We start from the raw sequence: 26,576 nt of genomic DNA, 5'->3' as shown, positions 1-26,576 counted from the left end.
CCCTCCTCGACGACGGGCCGATCCCGGGACGGCCGACGAGTTCCCCGCCCCGGTCCCGCCCTCGGGGCGATCCGGGAGAGGCTCGACGCGGAGACCCGTGCCGTTCGTGGAACGGAATGAATTCTGATGGTGCGGGCGGAAGGAGTTCTGGGGGGGTTGCCGACAGCCAGGGCTCGTGAGCGGGCCGCCCGGGTCCTGGAATCATCCTATCGGCCCGCCCCGCCGCCCTCAAGGGCCGTTCGGATTTCGGGGAGTTCGGCCGTTTCAAACCGTCCGGCACGACCGGAACGGGCGGCCGATCCCCCGCCGGATCCCCTGCGATCCCCCCGCCCCCCGGGCCGATCCCTAGCCGACGTGAGCACGACCGACGGACCCACCACCGGCCGGACCGCGATGCGTCCCCCCTCGCGGACCCCCCCCCTCCCCGTCCCCGGGGCCCGCCCCCCGTCCCGGCGAGGGCCCGGCCCCCCCGGCTACTGGGGGGGATGCCGGGGGGCCTCGCTCGCCCTGCTGGTCACCCTGCCGATGCTGGCCTGCTACGAGGCGGGCATCGCCGCCCTGGGGGGCGACCCTGCGCTCCGGACCGGCGTCGACGCCTGGATCGGCGCCGCGATCCCCGACGCCTACCCGGTGCCCGACTGGGCCCCCTCGGTCGCCCTGGCCGTCGGCCTGGTCGCCTGGAGGGTGGCCGACCCCCGCCGGTTCCGGGCGCGATGGCTCCCCGCCGCCCTGGCCGAGTGCCTGCTCCTGGGGGCCGGGCTGCTCGGGCTCTACCTGGCCTTCGACCGCCACTTCCCGGCCCTGGCCGGTCGGCCGTTGCTCGGGGTCGCCGGGTCCCCGCTGCCGATCGGGGCGGCCGAGGCGCTTTCCCTCGTCGGCGCGGGCATCTTCGAGGAGGCGGCCTTCCGGCTCGGCCTGCTCTGGTTGACGTACGCCGGCCTGCGGATCCTGCACACGCCGAACGCCCTGGCCACCGCGTTCGCCGCCAGCGGCTCGGCCCTGGCCTTCTCGATGGCCCACCACGTCGGCGAGCCCCCCGGCTCCTTCTCTTGGGCGGTCTTCGTCTTCCGTTGGCTGGCCGGGGTCTATTTCTCCTGGGTCTTCATCCTCCGGGGGTTCGGGATCGCCGTCGGCACGCATGTGGCATACGATCTGCTTGTCGCCTCCTATCCCTGGCCGGAGTGACTCCGTCCCCCTCCTCGATTCGAGGCGGGCGGGTGCGGCGGCGGGCGGCGACCGAGCCGCGTCCCGCCTCGGGGGTGACTCGGGTTTGCCCGGATTCCCCACCAATGGGCGGGGCCGGGACGGGGCGGGACGTGCCCCGGGCCGAGGGCCGGGGACCTCGGGGCACCTTCCGGCCACCCCGGGTTCATCCCGTCCCCAGTCCAGATGTCGTCGGTCGCCGACTCCCGAGGAGCGTCCCCCTCCCGAGGATACTCGTGAAGCTCGTCCACCTCTCCGATGTCCACATCTGGCGCTATTCGCTCAATCCCGTCCGCCTCTGGGGCAAGCGGGCGGTGGGCATGGCCGAGCTGTTCACCGGCCGGGCCCGGAGGTTCCGGCTGGACCGGCTGGAGGAGGTGGTGGGGCGGATCGCCTCGATCGAGGCCGACCACCTGCTGATCACCGGGGACCTGACCACGACCGCCCTCCGGGGGGAGTTCGACCAGGCCCGGTCGGCGCTGGAGCCGCTGCTCGACGACGCCGATCACGTCTCGGTGATCCCCGGCAACCACGACCGGTACACCGCCCACTCCGTCCGGACGAAGGCCTTCGAGCGCGTCTTCGGCGGCTTCTCCCCCTCGGACCGCTACCCCTGGCTCCGATGGCTGGACGAGCGGACCGCCATCCTCGGCCTCGACGCCACCCGGTCCCACCTCTCGGCCACCGGCCGACTGCCCGAGGCCCAGTTCCTCCATGCCCAATCCCTGCTCCAGGAGGCCGACCGACGCCCCCGACGGCTGATCGTCGCCTGCCACTACCCGGTGGACGCCCCTCCCCCCTACCGGAACGAGCTGCGCAAGAAGCGGATGGTCAACGCCGACCTGGTGGCCGACTGGCTCCGGACCCTCGGCCCGCACCTCTACTGCTGCGGCCACGTCCACGCCGCCTGGGCCTTCCGCCCCGAGGAGATCCCCGGCCAGCTCTGCCTCAACGCCGGGGCCCCCCTGCTCCGGGACCCCACCGGCCTCCGCCCCCCCGGGTTCCTCGAGATCGACCTGACCGAGCAGTCCGTCAGCGTCCGGCACCACGCCTGGACCGGCTCCGACTGGTCGATCATGCCCATGGTCACCGATCTGCGCCTCTTCGGCCCCGCCGCCGGCGCCCCCGCGCCGAGCTGACCGGCGGTCCCCAGGGCGCGCGGGACCGGGGCCCTCCCGCGCCAGCCCGGCCGCCACGGCGGCCCTGTCCCTGCCACTTCCGTCGGGTCCTCCCCCAGCCCTCCCGAATTTCACGCCCCGAGTGACTGGCGAAGCCCGATTCCCCGATGATATCGGTGGGGGGGACGCGCCCCTGCCCCCCCCGGCCCCGACTTTCCCGGGTGCCGGGATCGCCGGGGTTCGCTCTTTGACAACCCGATCCCCCTCCGCCCCGATTCGGCTCGGGGCGTGGCCGATCGGGCGGCCCTGAGGCGCGGAGCGAACCCATTCTGTCGGGCGTAACCCTCGATCCCGGAAGCGACTTCGCCGTCCCGGCCCGGGCGCGCCGGGGCGCACCGGCCGCCTCCCGGGCCCGGACGAACCGCCCCGGCCCGGGGCCCCGCCGGGGACGACCGCATGTCCTCGGCGGGTCCGTCATCGGGGAGGGACCCGGCCCACGCTCGGGGCCCTCCCCTGCTCGGCCTCCGTCTGCCGCTGCATCGCGCAGCTGGGGCAGGTCGCCTGGTGATCCGGGTCGTCGAGGATGTCGGCCCGGACCGGGCGATCCTCCGGCTCTTGTCCCCTCGGATCCGAGGCGACCATGCCGATCCCGATCGCCATCCCCAGCACCGGGATCCCGAACAATCGGCGCGCAAGCGCCCTCAGCAGCATTCGCATCGTGCCGCCTCCGACCGACCAGGATGATGACCCTACCCCGAGTTCGGAGGCCGACGGCCGATCTCAATGAAGAAGTTCGGAGATATCCCAGGAGGCGGCCGGGGCCGTCCCGGGTCGGGGCCAATCGCGTCGGGTGCGCCGCGCCGAGCGAACCCATTTCGGCCCGGGTCGTTCGGCGCAATCACATATTTGTCGCGGTGTTATGTCAATCGAACCTCGGCGACCCCGGGCGCACCGGCCCTCGCCCGGCCGTCGGGAGTCTCCCGGGGCCCGGTCGCCGGGTCCTGCCGACCGATCGGGGACGAACCGGCCGGGTGCGCCGCGCGGAGCGAACCCAATTTCCCCGGGGGTGATTCGCCCAACGTGTTGCGCCTCAGGGGGTTGCCGAGATGCGTCCGGTGTGCGTCCCGGCGCACCGGCCGCGACCGGGCCCCGATCAGAGCCGTCGCCAGCGGATGCCGTCCCGGGCGGCGAGGGCGTCGGCCGCCTCGGGGCCCCAGGAGCCGGCCGGGTAGGAACCGGGGGGAGGGGCCTCGGGACGGGCCCAGGCGTCGAGGATCGGGGTGATGAACTTCCAGGCGGCCTCGACCTCGTCGGTCCGGGTGAAGAGGGTGGGGTCGCCGAGCATCACGTCGAGCAGGAGCCTCTGGTAGGCCTCGGGCACCGGCCGGGCGAAGGAGGTGCCGTACCGGAAGTCCATCCGGACCGACCGCAGGCGGCTCCGGGAGCCGGGGACCTTCGCCTGGAAGGCGAGGCTGGAGCCCTCCTTGGGCTGGATGTTCAGGATGAGCTGGTTGACGTCGGGGCTGGCCTCGGTGTCGGCCTCGAACAGCGAGGTGGGAGGGTTGCGGAACTGGATGGCGATCTCCGTCGCCCGCTTCGGCAGCCGCTTGCCCGTCCGGAGCAGGAACGGCACCCCGGCCCATCGCCAGGTGTTGAGCATGACCCGCAGCGCGACGTAGGTCTCGGTGGCGGAGTCGGCCTCGACCCCCTTCTCCCGGAGGAAGCCGGGCACGTCCTCCCCCTGGAGCGCCCCCGCCACGTATCGGGCCCGGACGACCTCGGCGTCGACCTGCCCGGGGGACCACCGGGGGAGGGACTGGAGGACCTTGACCTTCTCGGTCCGGACGGCGTCGGCCGAGAGGTCGACCGGGGGTTCCATCGCCACGAGGCAGAGCAGCTGCATCATGTGGTTCTGGACCATGTCCCGGATGGCCCCGGCCTTGTCGTAGAAGTCCCCCCGCCCGCCGGCCATCCCCTCGCGCTCGGCCACGGTGATCTGGACCGAGGCCACGTGCCTCCGGTTCCAGATCGGCTCGAAGATGGCGTTGCCGAACCGAAGCGCCAGGATGTTCTGGACCGTCTCCTTGCCGAGGTAGTGGTCGATCCGATAGATCTGCCCCTCGTCGAGCACCCCCTTGAGCTCGTGGTTGAGCCTCCGGGCGCTCTCCAGGTCGTGGCCGAACGGCTTCTCGACCACCACCCGGCTCCAGGGCCCCTCGCCCCGGTCGGCGGGGTAGATCAGCCCCGCCTCTCCCAGCCGGGCCACGATCGGCGCGAAGAACTCCGGCCCGACGGCCAGGTAGAACAGCCGGTTGCCCCGGGTCTCGTGGGTCCGGTCGACCTCCTCCAGCCGCCCCTTCAGCCGGGAGTACGCGGCGGGGTCGTCCAGGTTCCCCTCGACGAAGACGACGTGGGGGGCGAACCGGGACCAGGCCTCGTCGAACCCCGGGCCCTCGGCCCCCTTGGCCAGCGTCTCCCGGAGGCTCTCGCGGTACTGGTCGTCGCCCCAGGGGCGACGGCCGAAGCCGACCACGGCGAAGTCGGAGGGCAGGTCGCCGGCCCCGGCCAGCTCGAAGAGGGCTGGGGCGAGCTTGCGGTGGGTCAGGTCTCCGGTCGACCCGAAGAGGACGATGGCGCAGGGGTCGACGGCCGTCGACCTCGGCAGGTGCTCCCTCAGGGGGTTGGACGCCCCGGCTTCGCTCGGTGCCGCCATCCGATCCGCCTCCCGGCCTGGCTGGGTGAGAATCACCGCCGGAGTCTACGGCAGCCCGGCCCCGGGCATCAAGCGGGCCCGCCCCCCGGCCGCCTCCCGGCGACGTTGATCCCGTTCCCCTGCCCCTCGTGGAAGAAGGTCGACCCCCGGGAGAGGTCCTCGACGTCCACCAGGCCCGCCTCCCGGAACCAGCCGGAGACCTCATCGAAGGTGTGTCTCGAGGCGTACTTCGGGGCGTACCAGTCCAGGGTGTCGCAGATCCGGACCTCCGGGTCCGGGTGCATCGAGACGCCGATCGTCAGGACGTTCAGCACCACCCCCGACCGGGCCACCAGCCGGTTCCGGCTGGCCATGAGCCGACGCTTCAGGCCGCCGATCGGGGCCGAGGCCCGGCTCAGGGCCTCCAGCATGGGGACCGGCAGCCGGGTCGAGACCGCCCGGTGGGCATCCATGACCTTCTCCAGCGCCGGCCGCTCCTTGCGGTACACCCAGATGGCGATCCGCCCCCCCGGCTTCAGGAGCCTGGCCAGCGACAGGAAGGCCGCCCGGGGGTCGGGGGTGTGATCCAGGACGCCGAGGGAGTAGACGTGGTCGAACGTCCCCCCGGCCATCGGGGGCCGGAGCAGGTCCCCCCGGACCAGGCCGACGATCGGCAGGTCCGCGACCAGCTCCCGGGCGGCCCGGACCGACTCGCTCAGATCCATGCCCACGACCCTCGCCCCCGACTCGGCCGCGACCCGGGCGTACCGGCCCATGCCGCAGCCGCCGTCGAGCACCAGCGTCCCGATCAGGTCCGCAGGCGCCAGCCCCGTCCGGATCCGGAACGTCGCCCGGTCCTCCTCGGGCCGGAGGATGCGGTAGCGGTTCCACTGGAGGGAGTAGGTCGAGATGGTCCGGGACTGGGGGGGAGTGGGCATGGCTCGGTCGGAGGGGTCCGGGGGGCGGGTCAGGGGCGGGAGGCGGCCCGGGCGTCCCGCTTCTCCTCGGCGGCGGAGCGGCGGAGGTAGGTCGGCTCCAGGGACCAGGGGTCGGCGAACCGCCCGAGGGCGATCGCCTCGGCGGCCATCTCCAGCAGGACGGCGCCGTCCGGCCCGGCCCGGTCGCCCGGGACGAGCCGGGCGTGCCCCGGCAGGACCGCACCGAGCTTCTCGGGGGTCGGGCAGACGACCAGGGCCCCCTCCGGCAGGGACTCGGCCCAGGCCCCGGCGGGGACGATCCGGTCGGGGCCCTGCCGGAGGAGGGGGCCTCCGGGGTCGTCCCGCCGGAAGGAGGCCGAGAACAGGTCGCCACGCTGGGCGTCGACGGCGACCTCGACCCGGAGCTCCTCGGCCGGGACTCCACGGGCGAGGGCCTCCAGGCTCGACAGGCCGACGACCGGGCAGCCGACCGCGTAGGCCAGCACCTTGGCCGCCGTCACCCCGACCCTCAGGCCGGTGAACGACCCCGGGCCCAGGCCGACGGCCACCGCGCCGAGATGCCCCGGCTCCAGCCCCCCTCGGTCGAGCAGGCCCCGGATCGTCGGCACGAGCAGTCGGCCGTGCCGGGGCCCGGCCTCGGGGTATGCGAGCAAGGGCCCGTCGCGCCCCTCGACCGAGAGGGCCAGGGCCGATCGGAGCGTCGAGGAGTCGATCGCCAGCAGGTTCACCGCCCGTCCTTGCCTCGGAGGGCCACGCATCGGGGCATTGAGGCCCCGGGACGGGCTTGACCCCCTCCCGTCCCCGGACCTACGATACCCTATTCTCGCAGTGAAACCTACGGAACCGGTCCCCTCCCGCGCGCCGATCGCCGGCCTCCCGTCGCGCCCCGCCCCGTTCCGGCTCGGAGACAGCCCGTGCGTCGAGCCCTGATCAGCGACATCCACGGCAACCTGGAGGCCCTGGAGGCCGTGCTCGATGACATCCAGGATCAGCGGATCGACGAGATTTACTGTCTCGGGGACATCATCGGTTACGGCCCCAACCCGCGCGAGTGCATCGACCTGGTGATGCAGAATAGCCGGGTCACGCTGCTGGGCAATCACGACGAGGGGGCCCTCTTCGACCCTAACGGCTTCAACATCGGCGCCGAGCGGGCCATCTTCTGGACCCGAGACCAGCTGGAGACCGGCGGCGACGTGGCCCAGCGCGAGCGCCGCTGGGACTTCCTGGCGGAGCTGCCCCGGACCCACCGCAACGGCCCCTTCCTGTTCGTCCACGGTTCCCCCCGCAACCCGCTCAGCGAGTACATCTTCCCGGAAGACATCTACAATCACCGGAAGATGGAGCGCCTCTTCCAGCTCGTCGAGCGCTATTGCTTCCAGGGGCACACCCACGTGCCGGGCGTCTTCACGGAGGGCTTCCAGTTCTACGCCCCCGAGGAGATCGACTACGAATACACCCTGGTCGACGACAAGGTGATGGTCAACGTCGGCTCCGTCGGCCAGCCCCGGGACGGCGACAACCGGGCCTGCTACTTGATCCTCGAGGACGCCTCGGAGGTGAAGCCGGCCGCACCCGCACCCGCCGCCGGCTCCGGCAATGGCGACGGGCAGGGCGACTCCGGCGACACCAACGAGCACGCACAGGACCCCGCGCCCGCGACGACCGGCCCGATCCGGATCTTCTACCGCCGCATCCCGTACGACTTCGAGGCGACGATCGAGAAGATCTACGCCATCCCCGACCTGGAGCCGTTCCTCGGCGACCGGCTCCGCCAGGGGCGCTGAGCCCCCCGGCCCGTCCCCCCGGGTCGTCGCCTCGACCCGGGATCGGCCGCGAGACCGCCCGGTGGCCCCGGAAAGGCCGGTGGGCCCGGGGCGACCCGACGAGGCCGGCCCGCCCAGGCGCCTCGCGCCGGGGGGACGCCGGCGGACGCCCCCTCGGGGGCTCGGGCCCGGCCCGACTCCCCCGCCCCGGCCGGGGGGACCCCGCCCCGAATCGACCCGACCGCATCGAACCTCGGGCCGCCCGATCGTCCCGACGCATCCTCGAACCGCCAAAGCCCCGATCCCAAGGTCCCCGCCCCGATGAGCACCGAGCCGCCCCCCAGCCAGGATCCGAAGCGGCTGTTCCTGTTCATGGTCCTGTCCCTGGCCCTGATCACCGGGACGAACTTCCTGCTCTCCCGCTTCGGCCTGCTGCCCGAGCCCGAGCCCGAGCCGCCGCAGGACGCCCGGGCCCGCCAGGTCGCCCAGGCCGGCGAGGAGCCGGGAGCGGCCGACGAGGACCAGGACCCCGATGCCGACGCCCCGGCCGCCGAGGACGGCCCCGAGGACCAGGCCGGGGAGGTCGCCGAGGCCGACGCCGATCCCGCCGATCCCGCCGAGGGGTCCGGGACCGCACCCGAGCCCGAGGGGCCCTCGGTCGCGCTCGCCGATCCCGATCGGCTGGTACTCGGCTCGATCGAGGACCAGGGGCCCGGGGGCTACCACCTCCAGGTCCATGCCTCCCAGGGGGGGGCGAGCCTCGTCCGGGTCCGCTCCTCGCGCCACAGCGCCGAGTTCGAGGGGATCAAGCCCGAGCAGCGGAGGCCGATGACCCTCGTCCAGTCCGTCGCCCCCGGCCACCGCCCGCTGGCGCTGCAGGCCCTCGGCGAGGACGAGGAGGGCCTGCTCCGGCCGGTCGGCGACCTGGACCGACGTCCCTGGCAGGTGGTCGTCGGCGAGACCCCACTCGACGACCTGGACGAGGAGGCCCGGGCGCAGGCCGACCCCGTCGAGGTCCTCCGGGACGCGCAGGGCGACGAGGTCGGCCAGCGGATCCGGTTCCGGGCCACGCTCGACGAGCCGGCGGATCTGCCCCCGGTCGAGATCACCAAGACCTTCACCCTCCGCAAGGGGGCGGACGCCGTCGAGCTGGACCTGGACTTCCGCCTCCCCGGGGGGGCCGATGAGCCCCGGGACCTGGTCTACCGGCTCGACGGCCCCTCGGGCATCCCGATCGAGGGGGAGTGGTACACCCACACCTTCCGCAACGCCTACTTCGGCAAGGGGGGCGAGGGGGAGGCGCCCGAGGTCTGGACCTACTCCTCCCTCGACGTGGCCAAGGACCAGGACGAATACGTCAACACCGAGCGGCCGACCGCCTTCGCCGGGGTCGAGAACCAGTACTTCGCCACCTTCCTGAAGCCCGAGGCCCCGACCAAGCAGGTCGCCGAGGCCGTCATGGCCGTCGTCGACGCCGACGAACGGGACCTGAAGAAGGCGGACGTGGCCGTCGACCTGATCTCCGAGCCCGTCGCCGTCGAGCCCGGCCCCGGGGCGACCCACTCCTACGCCCTGTTCGCCGGCCCGAAGACCGACGAGGCCCTCACCCCCTACGGCGCCGAGGGGCTGGCCATCTACCGCCAGGTCGGCCGGGTGCCGATCATCGGCTGGCTCTTCGACATCCTCTGGGCGATCGTCGACCCGATCGTCGCCCTGATCTCGGTCTACGCCATCGGCCCGCTGCTGGCGGGCATCTACGGCCTGACGGCGAGGGTCTCCGGGTGGTTCGGCGGCACCCGGGGCAGCTACGGGGTGGCCATCATCCTGCTGACGGTGGTCGTCCGCCTCGTCCTCTTCCCCCTGAGCCGTAAGCAGGCGGCCTCGGCGAAGAAGATGCAGGAGCTCCAGCCCCAGATGATGGAGCTCCGCAAGAAGTACGGGTCCGACGACCCGGACCCCCAGAAGCGGCAGGAAGCCCAGCAGCGGGTGGCCCAGGAGACATTCGCCCTCTACCGCAAGCACGGCGTCAACCCGCTGGGCGGCTGCCTGCCGGTGTTCGTGCAGATCCCGATCTTCATGACCCTCTGGCGGGTCCTGAACGTCAGCGTGTCGCTCCGGCAGGCGCCGTTCCTCTGGATCGAGAACCTGGCCGCCCCCGACATGCTGGTCAAGCTCCCCTTCACGCTGCCGCTGCTGGGGCCCTATTTCAACCTGCTGCCGCTGGGCGTGATCGGCCTGTTCCTGCTCCAGATGAAGCTGTTCACCCCCCCGGCCACCTCGCCGGAGCAGGAGGCGCAGCAGCGGATCATGAAGTTCATGATGGTCTTCATGATGCTCATGTTCTATCGGGTCCCCGCCGGGCTGGCCCTCTACTTCATCACGAGCAGCATGTGGGCCATCGGCGAGCGGCTGCTCCTGCCCAAGGTCTCCCCCTCCTCCCCCCCCGTGGGGGGCGACGACGGGGGCAACGGCAAGGGCCGGGGCCCCTCCGATCCCGACTCCGGCCCCAATGGGGGGGGCCCCGGAGGCGGCTGGCTCTCCCGCAAGCTCGACGCGCTGATGAAGGAGGCCGCCAAGGCCAACGAGACCACCTACCGCCGGGAAGACCTCGACCGGCCGCGACGGGACCTGGATCGCGGTGCCGAGCGTGAGGGCGACCGGGACCGGCCGGGCAAGCGGAAGTCGAAGCCGGGCAAGCGGCGTTGAGCGGGGCGTCGCACGCCCGATCCCCGGCCTCCCCCGTCCCCGCCCCGCATCCGCCCCCGGTGCCGTTCCACCCCGGCTCGCCCCGATGGCCCACCTCGACCCGTCCGACACCATCGCCGCGATCGCCAGCCCCCCCGGGCCGGCGGTCCGGGGCCTGGTCCGGCTCTCCGGGGAGGCGTCGAGGGCGATCGCCCTGGGCGTCTTCCGGCCGCCCGGCGGCCGGGAGCCGTCCCCGGGCCGGCCGTCCTGGACCCCGGGGACGATCGACCTGGAGGGGAGGCCGCTCGACGCCTCCCTCGTCCTCTGGCCGGGGGTGCGGACCTACACCGGCCAGCCGATGGCCGAGATCCACTCGACGGGCTCCCCCCCCCTGCTCCGCCTGGTCCTCGGCCGTTGCCTCGGGCTGGGGGCCAGGCTCGCCGAGCCCGGGGAGTTCACCCTGCGGGCCTTCCTCAGCGGCCGGATCGACCTGACGCAGGCCGAGGCCGTGCTGGCCGTGATCGACTCCCGGTCCCCGGCCCAGGTCGAGGCCGCGCTGTCGCAACTCGCCGGGGGGCTCGCCGGGCCGATCGACCGGCTCCGGGACCGGTTGATCGACACGCTGGCCCACCTGGAGGCCGGGCTCGACTTCGTCGACGAGGCCGACGTCGACCCGATCGGCCGCCGGATGCTGGCCGGGTCGCTGGCGCGGAACTCGATCGAGGTGGCCGCCCTGGCCGATCGCCTCCGGGGCCGGGACCGCCCCTCGGGCCTGCCCCGGGTCGTGCTCGTCGGCCCCCCGAACGCGGGCAAGAGCCGCCTGTTCAACGCCCTGGTCGGCGCCGACCTCGCCCTCGTCTCCCCCGTCGCCGGGACGACCCGGGACTACCTCTCCGCCCCGATCCGCTGCGACGGCCTGGAAGTCGAGCTGATCGACACCGCCGGGATCGACGACGCGGTCGGCCCGATCGAGGCCGAGGCCCAGGCCCTCCGCGCCGCCCAGGCCGCCGGGGCCGAGCTGTTGCTCGACTGCCGGTCGGCGGACGCCCCACCCTCCCTGGCCCCCCCCGACGGCCGCCCCCGGCTGCTCGTCTGGACCAAGGCCGACCGCGGCCCCGGGGAGTTCCCGGAAGGTGCCGTCGCCACCAGCGCCGAAACCGGCCTCGGGCTCGGCGCGCTCCGACTCGCCATCGCCTCGTCGATCCGCTCCCGATCCGCCGAGGAGGATCCGACCGGCCTCACCTCCGCCCGATGCCGGGACGGGCTGTCCCGGGCCTCGGCCGCGCTGGGCCGGGCGGCCGAGGCGATCCGGCTCGAATCGGGGGACGAATTGGTGGCGGTCGACCTGAGGGACGCGGTCGAGGAACTCGGCCGGGTCATTGGCGCCGAGATCGACGACGCTATCCTGGATCGCATCTTCCGGAGGTTCTGCATCGGCAAGTGAGCGGCCCCCATGCCCCGAGTCGTCGTCCTCGGATCGAGCGGTTACGACCTGACGATCCGGCTCCCCCGCCTCCCCCGGCCGGGCGAGACGCTGCTCGGCGGCGACCTCCACCGCGGCCCCGGCGGCAAGGGGGCCAACGCCGCCGTCGCCGCCCGACGCGCCGGGGCCGAGGTCACCTTCCTGACCGCATTCGGCGACGACGACTTCGGCCGGATGCTCATCGAGCACGACCGGATCGAGGGGCTCGACCTCCGCTTCTCGAAGACGGTGGACGCGTCTCCCAACCAGGTGGCGTTGATCTTCGTGGGGGATGACGGCTCGAACCTCATCGGCGTCGCCCCCGGCGCCAGCTCGGCCCTCTCGCCCGGCGACATCGACGCCCTGCCCGACGAGGCCTTCCCGGCCGGCGGCGTCCTGCTCGCCTGCCTGGAGGTCCCCGTGCCGACCGTCGCCCGGGGGCTGGCCCGGGCGAAGTCCGGCGGCATGACGACCGTCCTCAACCCCGCCCCGGCCGACCTCGCCATCCTCGACGGCGACCTGATGCGGCACGTCGACTACCTGACGCCCAACCAGGAGGAGGCGGCGGCCCTGTCCGGCCTGCCCGCGATGACCGTCGAGCAGGCCGTCGAGGCGGCCCGGGCCCTCCGGGACCGGGGGGATTGCGGCGTCGTCGTGACCCTGGGCGCCCTGGGGTGCCTGGTGCTCGGCCGGGAGTGGGGCCAGAACCTCGTCCCGGCCCCGGCGGTCGACGCGGTCGACACCGTCGGCGCCGGGGACGCCTTCAACGGCGCCCTCGCCGTGGCGCTGGCCGAGTCCCTCCCCGTGCTCGACGCCGCCGTCTTCGCCACCGCCGCCGGGTCGCTCGCCGTGACGAGGCCGGGCGCCCAGGGCGCCCTCGCGACCCGGGCCGAGATCGATCGCCTGCTGGCGAGGGACGTCGGGCCCTGACCCCTGACCGATCGGAGGCCTCTCGTGACGCTCGGATCGTCGATCGCCGCACTGCTGATCGCGTCGATCCCCTCGCCCTCGCCCCAGGACGAGGCGGGGGGCTCGCCGGTGCCGGAGGCCGGGGGCCGGCCGGGGGAGATCTCGCCCGACCTGGCCGAGGACCTGGCCATGCTGGAGGCGATGCTCCGGGTCCGGGAGTCCCGCGTCTCCGAGGCCAGGCGGTTCGAGGAGCTGGAGCGGGACGTGCTGGACACGGTCCGGCAACAGCGGCCCTCCGGGGCCGTCTCGGCCCGGCAGGTCGAGCTGGTCGAGGTCCGTTACGCGTCGGCCTCGGCGCTGCTGGAGGCCCGGGAGGCCGAGCGGGACGAGCTGGCCATCCGACTCGAATCGCTGCGGGGGAGGGCCTCGTCGCCGAGCCCGGAGGAGGACCGGGACGAGCTGCGCACCCGGCTCGACGCCGAGGTCCGGATCCGACAGGCCCAGCTCCGCGCCCGGGAGGCCCGGGTGAAGGCGGCCGAGGCGCAGATCGCCTCCGAGCGCCAGAGCCAGGAGAACTTCATGGATTCCGTCCGACGCGGCGTCTCCTCCGTCGGATCGGCCCGCCAGGCCATGTTCCGCCTCTCGGAGGCGACCACCTGGCGGGACACGATGGCCGCCGAGCGTGACGTCGCCCGCCTGAGGCTCGAACGCGCCATGAGGCGTCTCTCCCGGTTCGACGACCCCGAGTCCGCCGACCCGACGCTCGACCGCACCGATCCGGAGGATCTGGAGGCCCGGGTCTCCGCCCTGGAGCACATGGTCGACGTGCTCCGGGACGAGATGTACCACATGCAGTGGGAGCTCCAGCTGTTCCGGAACAAGAATCACGAACGGATCGGAACGCCTTGATCCTCCGGTCCCGCCCGCAGCCGACCGCCTCCCGGTCGGAGAAAGGCCCCGCATGACGTCCCGACGCCTCCGAACCCGGATTGCCCTCGCGATGGCCCTCCTCGCCGCAGCGTCCCCCAGCCCGGCCCACGACCGCCCGACGGGCCCGATCCACAAGACCCGGTCCGCCGTGCTCGCCCGGGGCGGCATCGCCGCGACGAGCCAGCCGCTCGCCGTCCAGGCCGCCGTCCGGGTGCTCCAGGAGGGCGGCAACGCGATCGACGCTGCCATCGCCGCCAATGCCGTGATCGGCGTCGTCGAGCCGATGTCCTGCGGCATCGGCGGCGACCTGTTCGCGATCGTCTGGGACGCGGAGTCCGGCACGCTCCACGGCCTGAACGCCTCGGGCCGGTCCCCCTACCGGGCGTCGATCGAGCTGATGAAGGAGCAGGGGCATGAGTACGTCCCCGTCTACGGCCCGCTGAGCTGGTCCGTCCCCGGCTGCGTCGACGGCTGGGCGACCCTGCACGGGCGGTTCGGCTCGGTGCCGATGGCCGACCTGCTGGCCCCGGCGATCCGGTACGCCGAGGAGGGCTTCCCCGTCAGCGAGGTGATCGCCGCCGGCTGGAAGGCGGACGAGCCGGCGCTGGCCGAGATCCCCTCCTCCGCCGAGTGCTACCTGCCCAACGGCTCGGCCCCGGGGTTCGGCGACGTCTTCCGGAACCCCGACCTCGCCCGGACCCTCCGGGTCATCGCCGAGCAGGGGCCCGGGGCGTTCTACCGGGGCGATCCGGCGAGCAGGATCGTCGCCTATTCCGACGAGGTCGGTGGCCTGTTCTCGATGAAGGACTTCGAGGACCACGAGAGCACCTGGATCGATCCCGTCTCGACCAATTACCGGGGCTACGACGTCTGGGAGCTGCCCCCCAATGGCCAGGGCATCGCGGCGCTCCAGATGTTGAACATCCTCGGACGCTACGACCTGACGAGCCTCGGCCACAATTCGGCCGAGGCGCTCCATCTCATGATCGAGGCCAAGAAGCTCGCGTTCGAGGACCGGGCCACCTACTATGCCGACCCCGAGTTCGCCGACGTGCCCGTGGCGGAGTTGATCTCCAAGGACTACGCCGATCGCCGCGCCGCCCTGATCTCGCCGGACCGGGCGATGGCGAGCGTCGAGCCCGGCGACCTGGCCCAGAGCGACACGATCTACCTGACCGTGGTCGACGAGGACCGCAACTGCGTCAGCCTGATCCAGAGCGTCTTCCATTCCTTCGGCTCGCATCACGTCCCCCGGGGGCTCGGCTTCGCCTTGCAGAACCGGGGGTCCTGGTTCGCGCTCGACCCGGGCCACGCGAACCGGCTGGAGCCGCACAAGCGGCCCTTCCACACGATCATCCCCGGGTTCGTCACCAAAGACGGAGCCCCCTGGCTGAGCTTCGGCGTGATGGGGGGCGACATGCAGCCCCAGGGGCACGTCCAGGTGCTCTGCAACATGATCGACTTCGGCATGGACGTGCAGGAGGCGGGAGAGGCACCCCGGTTCCGCCACTTCGGCTCCTCGGAGCCGACCGGCCAGGGGGGAGATGGCGGCGGCTACGTGTCGCTGGAGTCGGGGATCGGGCCGGACGTCCGGAGGGCCCTGGAGGGGAAGGGGCACGTCATCGCCGACCGGCCCGGCAGCTACGGCGGCTACCAGGCGATCCGGATCGACTCGGATCGGGGGGTGATCATGGGAGGGTCCGACCCGCGTAAGGATGGCGCCGCGATCGGCTATTGATCGGTCGATCCGATTCGAGGTGTCCCCATCGGCCCGCCCCGACGGTGCGGGTCGGGTCAGGGGAGCGGGCGCGGGTCGTAATAGCAGCTGAGCGCCCGGACGCGACGGACCTGGTAAGAGACGACGAAGCCGGAGGCGGCCAGGGCGGAGGCGAAGACGAAGTGGCGGTACGGCGAGTCGTAGCCCTCGGGCAATCCCTGGCCGATCGCCAGGGCGGCGTAGCCGGCGACGGAGAGCAGGGTGGTCAGCCAGACCATCCGCTCCCGGAACCAGAGCCCGGAGGCCGAGACGATGAGGAAGTAGCCGGAGACCATCGCCGTGTTCAGTCCCTGGTTCACGTAGACGAGCAGGCTGAACAGGACCACGTCGGTCGCCGACCAGACGTAGCGGCCGAGGTCGGCCCACCGGGGCCGTTGCAGCAGGTGCTGGCAGAGGAACGAGGCCATCGCCCAGTTGACCACCACGACGAACGAGCGGAGCGAGGCCGACTGGGTGTAGGCGATCAGGGAGTGGTTCAGGTAGATGATGATGCCGCAGGCCGCCATCGTCCCCAGGCGGGAGGCCAGCGCGGGCTCCCGCCGGGCCCAGCGCCGGAGGCGATGCCAGGGGCCTCCCCGGGTGGCCTCGACGGGCTCTCCCCGGAGGAAGTGGTCGAGGTCGTCGGCGAGGTCCCGGGCCGAGGCGTAGCGGTCGCCCGGGTCCTTCTCCAGGCACTTCAGGCAGATCTTCTCCAGGGGCCGGGGAATCGTCGGGTTGAGCTGCCGGGGCTGGGGGGGCTCCCCCTCCAGCACCCGGACGAGGGTCTCCAGCGGGGCCGAGCCGTCGTAGGGGGGGCGGCCGGTGAGGCACTCGAAGAGGATGGCGCCGAGGCTGTAGAGGTCGCTCGCCGGCCCGACCTGCCCGCCCCGCCCGGCGGCCTGCTCCGGGGCCATGTAGCCGGGCGTGCCGACGATGGCGTTGGAGGCCGTCACGCGCTCCTCGCTCTCCAGCAGCTTCGCCAGGCCGAAGTCGGAGACGCTGGGGTTGCCCGCCTCGTCGAGCAGGATGTTGGAGGGCTTCAGGTCCCGGTGGATCATCCCCTGCTTGTGCAGCGAATCGACCGCCCGGGCCACGATCATCACCAGCCTCGAAGCCTCCTCGATCCCCATCGGCACGCCGCGGATCACCTGGGCCAGGCTCTTGCCCGCCACGTACTCCATCGTGAAGAAATGCTGCCCGCCGTGCTCGCCGACCTCGTAGATCCCGACGATGTTCGGGTCGCGCATCCGGGCGGCCGCCCGGGCCTCGGCGTAGAACCGGGCGACCTGGTCGCGGGAGGCCAGGTGGCTCGACAGGATCATCTTCAGCGCCACGACCCGGTCCAGGTCCTTCTGCCTCGCCTTGTAGACCACCCCCATCCCGCCCCGGCCGAGTTCGTTGATCAGTTCATATTTGCCGAAGTCGCGGCGGATGGCGATGAGCGACCGGGACGGCTCGTCCCTGAGGGTGAAGCCGTCGTCCGGGCAACCCCGGTCGTCGGGCGCCATGGTGGCCGTGTCGCGCAGATCCGGCGTCTCCGAGTCGCCCGGGGGCGACTCGGACCGCAGCGATCCCCCGGGATCGGGCGTGATTGCGTCGGTCATGGTCGGATCGATGGATGGCGATGGGGTCGGTGCCCCGGACGAAGGGGATGGGCCGATTATCCGCCCCCGGGGCGGCTCACGCCAGGGGAACGCGGCGCCCATCCCCCCGGCCCCCGCCCCGATCCGGCGTGGGGCCCGGTGTCCCCGGGCGCCCGTCCCGCTAGGGGGACCGACGCCGCCAGATGCCCAGGACCGACTTCCCCACGTGGTGGCCCAGCATCGGGTCGAGCACCCGAGAGGCCCGGACGAGGTACCGGTCCCAGAACGCCACCTGCCTGGGCCCGGGCATGGCGCTGCGGAGCACCAGGCGGTTGCCCAGCGAGGCGAGCAGGCCGGCGGAGTCGAGGTAGTCCAGGCGGACCGGCTCCAGGCCCGGGGGCGTGAGCGCGGCCAGGGACCGCTTCGAGTAGCGGCGATGGTGGCCGATCGCCCGGTCGAACGGCGTGAACAACCATTGATGGGCCGGCGAGAGCACCGCGACGTGCCCGCCCGGCCTCAGCAGGGCCGAGGCCCGGTCGAGTTCCTCCGCGTCCCGCCCGATGTGCTCCATCACGTCGATATACAAGACGGCGTCGAAGGGGGCCTCGGCGACCACCCCCGGGTCCTGGGTCGTCCCCACGACCACCCGGCAGCAGGCCGGCAGCCCTCCCGAGGCGATCGTCGCGTCGAGGCGGGCGGCGAGCCCGGCGTCCGGCTCCAGGCAGATCCACCGGCGGTGCCCGGCCTCCCGCCGGCAGAGGGACCGCGTGGTGCCCCCGAACCCGGCCCCGACCTCCAGCACCTCGGGCCCGAGGTACGGGGCCAGGTGCCTCCTCAGGGTCTCCTTCCAGACCCTGGCGCCGGCGAAGAGGTCGAGCTCCGAGCCCTCGTAGGTGTAGCGACTCATGGTTCACCGGGGTGGACGTTCCGGGACCGGCCGACGAAGTAGCCGTAGTCCCGGATCGGCAGGAAGGTGAGCCCCTGCCGCCCGCTGAGGGTCACGAAGCTGAAGAGCAGCGCCAGCATGACCGCCTGGGCCAGCAGGACGAGCGAGATCCCCACGGCGGTCGTCGCCCAGCCGGGGATGGCCAGGTCGGTCGTCAGGCGGACGACGACGACGGCCGTCACCCCGACGAGGTCGAGCAGGATCAGGGCGAACGAGACGACCAGCAGGCGGACGCCGATCAGCTCGCTGTGCACCGAGATGGCGCTGAGGCCGTGGACGACCAGCCGGACGAAGTTCATCCTCGGCTCGCCGTGCAGCCGCCGGGCCCTCCGGGTGGGGATCGAGCAATGCGGTTGCCGGGAGTTGAAGGCGGCGGCGGCGTAGTGGTTCCAGAGTTCGGAGACCACCGAGAGGCTCTCCAGGACCCGACGGGGGATCACGCTGAAGTTTCCCACCCGGACGTCGAACCCGGTGAGCAGGCGGTGGATTAGCCGGTAGATCTGGTAGAAGACGCGGAAGCGGATCGACTCGGAGCGTCGCGTCCGGTCGGCGAAGACGATCTTCGTCCCCCCCTCGGCCCGGTAGCGTTCGAGCATCCGGGGGACGTCCCCCGGGTCGTCCTCGCCGTCGCCGTCCATCACCACCAGGGTCTCGCACGTCTCCAGCCGATCGGCCACGTAGGCCAGGCCGATGGCGATCGCCCGCTGGTGGCCGAGGTTCCTCCGCAGCACGAGCAGGTCGACCCGGCTGATCGCCCGGTAGCGGCCGGGGCCGAGGTCCGGGTCGGTGAGGGAGCCGTCGTCGACCACGAGGACGTCGGCCGGGAGCCCGGACGAGGCCAGGACGCGGTCGAGTTCGGGCAACAACCGCCGCAGCGCCTCCCAGTCGTTGTAGACGGGGATCAGCACCACGAGGGATCCCCTCGGCGGGGCTCCGGCCGGGGCGTCGGGGTCGGTCGCGCTCATCCGCCCCCCGCCAGCCGTTCCAGCTCGGCCTCGTCGATGACGGTGATGTTCATTTGCCGGGCCTTCTCCAGCTTGCTGCCGGCCTCTGCCCCCGCGAGCAGGTAGGAGGTGTTCTTCGAGACGGAGCCGGTCACCTTGCCCCCGGCCCTCTTGATGAGGGCCTCGGCCTCGGGGCGGGAACGATGCGGCAGGGTCCCGGTGATGACGAACGTCTTCCCGGCTAGCGGGAGGCCGTCGGCGGCCTGGAGTTCGGGGAGCGGCTGGGGGGAGACGCCGGCGGCGAGCAGGTCGTCGAGCAGCGCCTGGTTCGCCCCGTCCTCGAAGAACTCCCGGACGCTGGCCGCGACGACGTGGCCGACCTCGGGGACCGCCTCGAGCGCCTCCAGGGAGGCGTGCCGGATCGACTCGATCGAGCCGAAGCGTCGGGCCAGGATCTCGGCGATCCGGATGCCGACGTGGCGGATGGTCAGGCCGGTGAGGAACCGGTCGAGCGTCCGGTGCTTGCTCTCCTCCAGCGCCCTGACGAGGTTGGCGGCCGACTTCTTGCCCATGCGGTCGAGGTCGGCCAGGGTCTGCTCGTCGAGCCGATAGAGGTCTCCCAGCGAATGGACGAACCCCTTGTCGACGAGCTGATGGATCAGCTTCTCCCCCAGGCCGTCGACGTCCATGGCGTCCCGGTGGGAGAACCAGCGGATCCACTCCTTGAGCTGGTCGGGGCACACCGAGGCGGGGCTGGAGCACCGCACGTCGACCTCGCCGGGGATGCGCTCGACGGGCGAGTCGCAGCTGGGGCAGCGATCGGGGAAGGCGTAGGGGACTTCCGATCCGTCCCGGGCGTCGGCCTCGACCCGGACGACCTGGGGGATGATCTCGCCGGCCTTCTGGATGACGACCGAGTCGCCGATGCGGACCCCCTTGCGGTCGATCTCGTCGGGGTTGTGCAGGCTGGCCCGCCTCACCACCGTCCCGCCCAGGGGGACCGGCTCCAGCTCGGCCACGGGGGTGAGCTTGCCGGTCTTGCCCACCTGCACGGTGATCCCCAGGATCTTCGTGATCGCCTGCTCCGCCTCATATTTGTAGGCGATCACCCATCGGGGGCTCCTCGACCGCTTCCCCAGCCGCGCCCGCTGGCCGAGGTCGTCGACCTTGACCACGAGGCCGTCGATCTGGAAGTCCAGCTCGTGCCGCTTCGACTCCCAGGTCGTCGCGTGTTCGATGACCGCCTCGATGGCGTCGAAGCAGGCGTTGTGCGGGCTGACGGGGATGCCCCAGCGGCGAATCAGGCCGAGGACCTGTTCATACGAGGAGGCGTCGAGCCCCCGGACCTCCCCCAGGCCGTGGGCCACGAACATGAGCCGACGCCTGCCGCAGAGCCTCGGATCGAGCAGCTTCAGCGAGCCGGCCGTCGCGTTCCGGGGGTTGGCGAACGGGGGAAGCCCCTCGGCCTTGCGGCCCTGGTTGAGCCGGACGAGCTCGGAGTTGGTCATGTAGACCTCCCCCCGGACCTCCAGCAGGTCGGGGGGATCGTCGGCCAGGGTGAGCGGCACGCCCCGGACGGTCCGGAGGTTCGAGGTGATGTCATCCCCCCGCTCGCCGTCCCCCCGGGTGGCGCCGAGGACGAGGGAGCCGCCCTCGTATCGGAGCGAGACGGCGACGCCGTCGACCTTCAGCTCGACGTCGAAGCGGACGGCCTCGCCGTCGGTCAGGCCCCTGCGGACCCGGGCGTCCCACTCCCGGACCTCGTCGAGGGTGTACGTGTTGTCGATCGAGAGCATCGGGACGGCGTGCCGGACCGTGCGGAACGACTCGATCGGGGCGCCGCCGACGCGCTGGGTGGGGCTGTCGGGGGTGATCAGCTCGGGATGGGCCGCCTCGAGGTCTCCGAGCCGCTTGAGGAGGCGGTCATATTCGCGGTCGCTGATGACCGGGGCGGCCTCGACGTAGTAGAGGCGGTCGTGCCGGTCGATCTCGCGTCGCAGCTCGGCGATCTCCCGGGCCGGATCCTCGGTCTCCATCGTCGACCCCCCTCCCCTCCTGGGAGCGCCCGGCGACGTCGGCCGGGCGCGTCGATCGGATCGGATCGCATCGCATTCGGAATGGTCGCCGTCGCCGGTCCCTCGGCGACGGCCTCGCTCGCCGGCCAGGGTAGTCGGCTCAGGCCTCGTAGACCCAGCCCGAGCCGGCGAGGTCGTAGTCGAGGACGTCCTCGGCCTTGAACCAGAGGGCGATCTCCCGGGCCGCGGACTCCGGGCTGTCGCTGCCGTGGATCAGGTTGTTCTGCTTGCTGACGGAGAAGTCGCCCCGGATGGTGCCGGGGGCGGCCTCGATGCCGCTGGTCTTGCCCATCATGCCCCGGACCACGGAGACGGCCTCCGGACCGGCGAGCACGCCGACCACCACCGGGCCCCCGGTGATGAACCCGATCAGGCCGGGGAAGAAGGGTCGCTCCTTGTGCTCTGCGTAGTGCTGCTCTCCCAGCTCCCGGCCGACCTGGATCATCTTCAAGGCGGCGATCCGCAGCCCCTTGGCCTCGAACCGCTGGAGGATCTGGCCGACGAGGCGGCGCTGGACGCAGTCGGGCTTGAAGATGACGAGGGTGCGCTGCATGACGGGGGGCCTTGATTGGTCGGAGTGGTCGGTTCGGGTCGGTTCGGTCGTGCTTCGCCGATGACGGGCCGGTCCCGCCTCGGGAGGCCGGTCCGGCAGTATAGCGATCCCCGGCGGGCCCGTCCAACCGTCGACGACTCGCCAGGGCAGCTCCTCGTATCGGTCGGGATCCAGCCGCCAGACGCGGACCTCTTCCTCAGGGGACTGCAGCGAGACGATGATGCGGGGGACGTCCTCGTAGTGGTTCTCGCGCAGGTCCGTCTCGCTCGGGACGGCCGACCACTTCGGGTGCGAGTGGTAGATGGCGAGCAGGTTCATCCCTCGCTCCCGGAAATCCCGGTGCGTGGCGATCAACTCGGCGGGGTCGACGTCATACCTCGTCTGGCTCGCCGCGGCGTTGCTCAGGCGATAGAGCACGTCGGCCCGCCGCCCTCGGCCGGTGAGCAGCCCACAGGCCTCGATCGGCGCCTCCCGCCGACAGTGCTCGATCATCTCCCGGAGGATTGGGCCGGGGATCTCCAACGGATCCCCGGTCGAGTCCGGCTCCGGGGCGGGTTCGTCCGCGTTCATTCGGGGAATAGCGGGGTCGAGAGGTAGCGCTCGCCAAGGTCGGGGAGCACGACTACCACCATCTTTCCCGCGTTCTCGGGCCGCATCGCGACCCGGACCGCCGCGGCCGCCGCGGCCCCGCAAGAGATGCCGCAGAGCATCCCCTCCAACCGGGCCAGCCGGCGGGTCATCTCGAAGGAGTCCTCGTTGGAGACCTGGACCACCTCGTCGACGATCTCGACGTTGAGGTTCTCGGGGATGAAGCCGGCGCCGATGCCCTGGATCTTGTGCGGGCCGGGCTTCAGCGGCTCGCCATTCTTGGCCTGGGTGATGACCGGGGAGTCCTCCGGCTCGACGGCCACGACCTGCAGGCCGGGCTTGCGCTGCTTGAGCACCTCGCCGCAGCCGGTGATGGTGCCGCCGGTGCCGACCCCGCAGACGAGGATGTCGACCCGGCCTTCGGTGTCCCGCCAGATCTCCTCGGCGGTGGTCTTGCGGTGGATCTCCGGATTGGCCGGATTGCGGAACTGCTGGGGCATGAAGGAGTTGGGGGTGGTCTTCGTCAGCTCCTCGGCCTTGCGGACGGCGCCGGGCATCCCCTCGGCGGCGGGGGTGAGGACGATCTCGGCCCCGAAGGCCTTGAGCAGCCGACGGCGTTCGAGGCTCATGCTCTCGGGCATCGTGACGCGGAGGGTGTAGCCGCGGGCGGCGCAGGTGAAGGCCAGGCCGATGCCGGTGTTGCCGCTGGTCGGCTCGATGATGATGGTCTCGGCGTTGACCTTCCCCTCGGCCTCGGCCGCGTCGATCATCGCCACGCCGATGCGGTCCTTCACGGACCAGAGGGGGTTGAAGTTCTCCAACTTCGCGACCACCGTCGCGTGGCAGCCTTCGGTGACCCGACGCAACCGGATCAAGGGCGTGTTGCCCACGCACTGGGTGATCTCGTCGTAGATCCGGCCCCTGGTCCTCACGTCGTCGGCGGTCGCCATCGCTGGTCCTCCCTCGGGCGTCGCGAGACGCTCCAGATCACCCCGGCCGGCGGCGGACGACCCACCCGCCCCGCCGAGCCGGCCCCATCATACGACCATCCCCCCCGCCGGACAACCTGGCGAATCCCGACATTCCCGGTGACCTTCGTGATCTTTCCCGGGGGGTCATCGCAGGGCGATCGGCCGGAGGGCGAAGCCGGCGGTGGTGCCCTTGATCTTGTTGGTGGAGGCGACGTAGCAGAACTCGAAGACCTCGTCCCGGCTGAGCGCCTCCAGGTTGTGCAACTCGCCGATGTGGACCCCCTGGTCGACCAGCAGGTACTTGTGGACCGGGATCATGCTGCCGGTGCCCGGGGGCGGCGGGCTGACCTCGAAGCCGCTGGTGTCGGAGCCGACCATCATGGCCCCCTGCTGCTCGACGAGCCAACGGGTGGCCGCCAGGTCGAGCCCGGCGGAGTCGTGCTCGGCGATGGTTTCGTGGTCGGCCCCCTCGTCCCCCCAGTACCGGCCGGCCCCCGTGCGGATCAGGACCACGTCGCCCGGGCGGATGGCGACCCCCTGGCGGTCGAGGGCCGCTTGCAGGTCCTCGGCGGTGATGACCGTGTGCGCGGGCAGGGCGTCGACCCCCTTCCAGGCCGCAACGTCGACCATCACCCCCCGGGCGATGATCGGCGGGATGGTGGTGGCGTCACACTTGCGGATGCCGAAGTCACCTCCCCAGTCGGCCTCGGTGAACCCGTTGTACCAGTGGTCGTCGGCCCCGGCGGTGACGTGGCCGAGGCCGTCGATCTGCGTCCCGACGTTGTCGCTGATGAACAGGGCGCAGGAGTGCCAGTGGATGCGATCCGGGTTGGTCCCGGGCGGCGGGGCGTCGGGGTCTCCCATCGCGGCGATCCGGTCGGGGCTCCGGAAAGTCATGACCTCCCCGGGGTTGTGCCCGGCCCACCTGAAGCTCCGGCGGCTGTAGGCCTGGCCCAGGTCGTACGACTTGCCCTCGCTCGCCAGTCGGAGCGCCTCTCCCCGGCTCCGGTCGGACATCGCGTTGAGGCTGCCGACCTCATCCTTGGGCCCCCAGATCCACCCCCATCCCTTGCCCCTGGTCCATCCCTCGAGCGTGGGGGGATCGGCGCGGCCAGCGGCCGCCGGCCCGTCCTGACCCCCGGTCGTCGGCACCGCACTCGCCCCGGACAGGGTGGCCAGCGCCGCCGCGAGAATCGCCCGGCGCCCCGGATGGAAGGATCGGATCCATTTCATGAGGAAGCCCCGGCGTCCGGACCTCGAGATCGGCGAGATGGCGGCGTATCATACGGCCCCCCCGAGCACCCGAGCAAGCCGGCGACTGGCGTTGACATGCCACCGTACCCGTCCTAACATTCTATTTCTCGCCACCGTAGCTCAATCGGCAGAGCACCGCTTTCGTAAAGCGGGGGTTAAGAGTTCGACTCTCTTCGGTGGCTCTCCCCCCGGGGGCCTGACGATCCCCGGGGGAGACCGGCGCGGCTTGACACCCCGCGTCGGGGTCCGGCGGGCTTGACTTGAACGCGAGTTCAGGTGTAGAGTTCATCGGATTGATCCCTCCCGACCGCCGGTCGCGTGCTCTTGGCTGGGAGCGGCCGGCGGTTTTTGCTGCGCGGACCGCGACCGCAGGAGCTCGAGCTGGGCCCGGAGCTGTTCCGGGGTGTGCTTGGCGCCGTGGCCCCTCGGGGGCGTGGGTCGCGTCATCGGGGCGGGGGGCCTCGACGGGGGCGGCCCCGGTTTGGGGGGCGGGGCGAACGGCGAGCCGCCCAGGGCGAGGGCCGCGGAGAAGCCCAGCGGGGGCCGGTCCTGGCGATCGGGCCGGCCGGACGCGAGCCGGCGGGCGTCCCGGGCCGCCTCGGATTCGGGGTGGACCGGCTGCGGGAAGTCGTGGCCGTCGCAGGCGACCACGAAGCCGTGCCCGACCTCGGCCGGGGCGATCCCGTAGCCGACCGCCCGGTCGGCCCGGCGGGCGGCCGAGAGGAGCCGACGCCTGGGGGCGCCGTCGTCGTCGACGGCCCGCCAGATCCGCTCGGCGATCATCCCCCCGGATCTCGACCCGAGGGGCCCCGCCAGTGCCGCCACGGCGCCACGGACCGCCCGGACCGCCAGCGGCCCCCTCGGGCCGGAGGGGTCGCCGTCGGCGACGGCCAGGGCGTCGAGGCAGCGGGACTCGACGCCGGGGGGTCTGCCCGGATCGGTGGGTTCCCCCGTCCCCCGATCGATCGGTGAAACGTCACCACCTCCCCCATGGTGAGTTTCAACTTCGTCCTTTAAGAGATCGGATCTCTTAAGATCGGGTCCGCGCCGGCGCGGACCCCCCCTCCGCGCCGGTATGGACCCCCCCTCCCTGTGGGCGCGGACCCCCCCCCGCGCCGGCGCGGACCCCCCCTCCGCGCCGGTATGGACCCCCCCTCCCTGTGGGCGCGGACCCCCCGGCCCGGATTGGGGGGTAGCCTCGTGTTGTTCCCGGGAGGGGTGCATCGGGAACCTCCAGTTGAGGATGATCACCCGTGGGGGGCGGATCCGGCCCTTGGCCTTCCAGCCCGGCCGGTAGCCGCGGCGGACCAGCTCCTCGAACCTCGCGTCGTCGTCGTCGCAGTCCTTGACGATCCGGGTGATGTAGCCCCACTGCTCCAGGCGGAGCAGCAGCGAGCCGACGTACTTCGGGTGCCGTCGGATCTTCTCCGCGAGCCGCTGGTTGCTCGGCCAGCAGTCGACGCTCCCCGAGTAGGTCTCGCTGTTGAGCTTCTCGACGAGGGTTTGCAGGGCGTCCTTGATCCTGGGGTCGTCGCGGACCATGTCCCAGGTCAGGAACGGCGAGTCGGGCCCGCCGGGCAACGATCGGAGGTCGGGACCCTCGGGGTCGGGGCCTGGGACCGGGAGCGGTCTGAGGCATGTCATGACTACACGCCCCCCCACTCGTCGCAGGGGGAGGCGGGACCTGTCTCGGCGTCGACGGGGCTGCCGAGGATGCCGAGGTCCTGCAAGGCCCGGATGTGCCGGCAGTCCCAGTCCCGCTCGTACTCGGCGCAGGAGCACCGGGGGCAGAGGCCGGGGCGGGCGGAAACGACGAAGGTCTGGGACAGGCCGTCGGGCCGGGGCTCGTCGACCTCCCAGGCCAGGACCGTCGGCGAGGGGGCCCGGTTGGGGTCGGAGCCGACGACCAGGTGGACGGTGCAGGCGGCCCCCTGGACGTCGAGGCGGAAGACGGAGTCGAAGCGGCGGAGGTGCCGGGCCATGGCGTCGCCCAGCACGTCGGCCAGGGCCGAGGCGGCCAGCGCCGGGCCGAGGTCGGGGTGCTGCGACGGGCGGGCCATCGGGCGGGGGGCCGGGGCGGGTTCTTCGAACAGCGGGCCGAGCCGCTCGTCGGGCCCCAGGTCGGGATGGCCGGGCGGACTTTTCCGCTTGATCGCGGGTCGAGGGGTGGTAAGATGTCCAGCGTCGTACGGACGGCGAACGT

The 26,576-nt window shown here is 72.4% G+C and carries 21 protein-coding genes, 1 tRNA gene and 1 pseudogene; 9 read left to right on the top strand and 14 right to left on the bottom strand.

Going from position 1 to position 26,576, the window contains the following annotated elements; all coding sequences use genetic code 11:
- The first annotated feature begins 354 nt into the window (after positions 1 to 354).
- Complete coding sequence (locus tag ElP_RS09525; protein ID WP_145268709.1) at positions 355 to 1,185, top strand: CPBP family glutamic-type intramembrane protease; 831 nt, start codon at positions 355 to 357, stop codon at positions 1,183 to 1,185.
- A gap of 254 nt (positions 1,186 to 1,439) precedes the next feature.
- The gene (locus tag ElP_RS09520) at positions 1,440 to 2,342 is read left to right on the top strand and encodes a metallophosphoesterase family protein (RefSeq protein ID WP_145268707.1); all 903 of its coding nucleotides are present in this window, start codon (positions 1,440 to 1,442) and stop codon (positions 2,340 to 2,342) included.
- A 453-nt stretch (positions 2,343 to 2,795) separates the two neighbouring features.
- Here ElP_RS09520 and ElP_RS09515 read toward each other — a convergent pair whose 3' ends face one another.
- From ElP_RS09515 to tsaB, 4 genes are all read right to left on the bottom strand, one after another.
- Positions 2,796 to 3,038: a hypothetical protein gene (locus tag ElP_RS09515; RefSeq protein ID WP_145268705.1), complete on the bottom strand. Its 243-nt coding sequence runs from the start codon at positions 3,036 to 3,038 to the stop codon at positions 2,796 to 2,798.
- A gap of 436 nt (positions 3,039 to 3,474) precedes the next feature.
- Positions 3,475 to 5,034, bottom strand: a complete 1,560-nt coding sequence (zwf, locus tag ElP_RS09510; RefSeq protein WP_145268703.1) for a glucose-6-phosphate dehydrogenase — start codon at positions 5,032 to 5,034, stop codon at positions 3,475 to 3,477.
- A 68-nt stretch (positions 5,035 to 5,102) separates the two neighbouring features.
- On the bottom strand, positions 5,103 to 5,951 hold the full coding sequence (locus tag ElP_RS40575) for a class I SAM-dependent methyltransferase (RefSeq protein ID WP_145268700.1): 849 nt from the start codon (positions 5,949 to 5,951) through the stop codon (positions 5,103 to 5,105).
- Positions 5,952 to 5,980: 29 nt separating this feature from the next.
- Positions 5,981 to 6,679, bottom strand: a complete 699-nt coding sequence (gene tsaB / locus ElP_RS09500; protein WP_145268698.1) for a tRNA (adenosine(37)-N6)-threonylcarbamoyltransferase complex dimerization subunit type 1 TsaB — start codon at positions 6,677 to 6,679, stop codon at positions 5,981 to 5,983.
- 186 nt (positions 6,680 to 6,865) lie between these two features.
- Here tsaB and ElP_RS09495 point away from each other — a divergent pair, with 186 nt between their 5' ends.
- The 6 genes from ElP_RS09495 (at position 6,866) to ggt (ending at position 15,441) form a co-directional block, all read left to right on the top strand.
- The gene (locus ElP_RS09495; protein WP_145268696.1) at positions 6,866 to 7,738 is read left to right on the top strand and encodes a metallophosphoesterase family protein; all 873 of its coding nucleotides are present in this window, start codon (positions 6,866 to 6,868) and stop codon (positions 7,736 to 7,738) included.
- 300 nt (positions 7,739 to 8,038) lie between these two features.
- Complete coding sequence (locus ElP_RS09490; RefSeq protein WP_145268694.1) at positions 8,039 to 10,423, top strand: YidC/Oxa1 family insertase periplasmic-domain containing protein; 2,385 nt, start codon at positions 8,039 to 8,041, stop codon at positions 10,421 to 10,423.
- A gap of 85 nt (positions 10,424 to 10,508) precedes the next feature.
- Positions 10,509 to 11,846, top strand: coding sequence for a tRNA modification GTPase (locus tag ElP_RS09485; protein ID WP_145268691.1), 1,338 nt, complete (start codon positions 10,509 to 10,511; stop codon positions 11,844 to 11,846).
- Between the two features lie 9 nt (positions 11,847 to 11,855).
- Positions 11,856 to 12,794, top strand: coding sequence for a ribokinase (locus tag ElP_RS09480; protein WP_145268689.1), 939 nt, complete (start codon positions 11,856 to 11,858; stop codon positions 12,792 to 12,794).
- 24 nt (positions 12,795 to 12,818) lie between these two features.
- Positions 12,819 to 13,682 (top strand): hypothetical protein, encoded by an 864-nt coding sequence (locus tag ElP_RS09475; RefSeq protein ID WP_145268687.1) that lies wholly within the window; start codon positions 12,819 to 12,821, stop codon positions 13,680 to 13,682.
- Between the two features lie 52 nt (positions 13,683 to 13,734).
- Positions 13,735 to 15,441, top strand: a complete 1,707-nt coding sequence (gene ggt / locus ElP_RS09470) for a gamma-glutamyltransferase (protein WP_145268685.1) — start codon at positions 13,735 to 13,737, stop codon at positions 15,439 to 15,441.
- Positions 15,442 to 15,497: 56 nt separating this feature from the next.
- Here ggt and ElP_RS09465 read toward each other — a convergent pair whose 3' ends face one another.
- From ElP_RS09465 to ElP_RS09435, 8 genes and pseudogenes are all read right to left on the bottom strand, one after another.
- Positions 15,498 to 17,063 carry a serine/threonine-protein kinase gene (locus tag ElP_RS09465; RefSeq protein WP_197446841.1) on the bottom strand — a complete coding sequence of 522 codons (1,566 nt, stop codon included), beginning with the start codon at positions 17,061 to 17,063 and terminating at the stop codon, positions 15,498 to 15,500.
- 160 nt (positions 17,064 to 17,223) lie between these two features.
- Complete coding sequence (locus ElP_RS09460) at positions 17,224 to 17,949, bottom strand: class I SAM-dependent methyltransferase (RefSeq protein ID WP_145268682.1); 726 nt, start codon at positions 17,947 to 17,949, stop codon at positions 17,224 to 17,226.
- Positions 17,946 to 18,953 carry a glycosyltransferase gene (locus ElP_RS09455; protein WP_145268680.1) on the bottom strand — a complete coding sequence of 336 codons (1,008 nt, stop codon included), beginning with the start codon at positions 18,951 to 18,953 and terminating at the stop codon, positions 17,946 to 17,948. Before ElP_RS09455 ends, ElP_RS09460 begins: the two co-directional genes overlap by 4 nt.
- Complete coding sequence (ligA, locus tag ElP_RS09450; protein WP_145268678.1) at positions 18,950 to 20,968, bottom strand: NAD-dependent DNA ligase LigA; 2,019 nt, start codon at positions 20,966 to 20,968, stop codon at positions 18,950 to 18,952. Before ligA ends, ElP_RS09455 begins: the two co-directional genes overlap by 4 nt.
- Positions 20,969 to 21,107: 139 nt before the next feature.
- Positions 21,108 to 21,560, bottom strand: coding sequence for a nucleoside-diphosphate kinase (gene ndk, locus ElP_RS41095; RefSeq protein WP_197447102.1), 453 nt, complete (start codon positions 21,558 to 21,560; stop codon positions 21,108 to 21,110).
- Between the two features lie 183 nt (positions 21,561 to 21,743).
- A pseudogene (locus ElP_RS41090) lies at positions 21,744 to 22,130 on the bottom strand (Mov34/MPN/PAD-1 family protein); the annotation flags it as partial.
- Positions 22,127 to 23,098 carry a cysteine synthase A gene (gene cysK / locus ElP_RS09440; RefSeq protein ID WP_145268674.1) on the bottom strand — a complete coding sequence of 324 codons (972 nt, stop codon included), beginning with the start codon at positions 23,096 to 23,098 and terminating at the stop codon, positions 22,127 to 22,129. The pseudogene ElP_RS41090 and the gene cysK, both read right to left, overlap by 4 nt.
- A 165-nt stretch (positions 23,099 to 23,263) precedes the next feature.
- Positions 23,264 to 24,352 (bottom strand): cyclase family protein, encoded by a 1,089-nt coding sequence (locus ElP_RS09435; RefSeq protein WP_145268671.1) that lies wholly within the window; start codon positions 24,350 to 24,352, stop codon positions 23,264 to 23,266.
- A gap of 130 nt (positions 24,353 to 24,482) precedes the next feature.
- Between ElP_RS09435 and ElP_RS09430 the strand changes: the two genes are divergently transcribed.
- Positions 24,483 to 24,555: transfer RNA gene (locus ElP_RS09430), tRNA-Thr, on the top strand.
- A 103-nt stretch (positions 24,556 to 24,658) separates the two neighbouring features.
- On the opposite strand, the gene ElP_RS09425 is transcribed toward ElP_RS09430, so the two are convergent.
- Both ElP_RS09425 and ElP_RS09420 read right to left on the bottom strand, forming a co-directional pair.
- Positions 24,659 to 26,017, bottom strand: coding sequence for a helix-turn-helix domain-containing protein (locus ElP_RS09425; protein ID WP_145268669.1), 1,359 nt, complete (start codon positions 26,015 to 26,017; stop codon positions 24,659 to 24,661).
- Positions 26,018 to 26,019: 2 nt separating this feature from the next.
- The gene (locus ElP_RS09420) at positions 26,020 to 26,433 is read right to left on the bottom strand and encodes a hypothetical protein (RefSeq protein ID WP_145268668.1); all 414 of its coding nucleotides are present in this window, start codon (positions 26,431 to 26,433) and stop codon (positions 26,020 to 26,022) included.
- Positions 26,434 to 26,576: the final 143 nt, after the last annotated feature.

The sequence above is a fragment of the Tautonia plasticadhaerens genome (genome assembly GCF_007752535.1).
In the GTDB taxonomy this organism is placed as follows: domain Bacteria; phylum Planctomycetota; class Planctomycetia; order Isosphaerales; family Isosphaeraceae; genus Tautonia; species Tautonia plasticadhaerens.
This window is presented reverse-complemented; position numbering and strand designations above follow the sequence as displayed.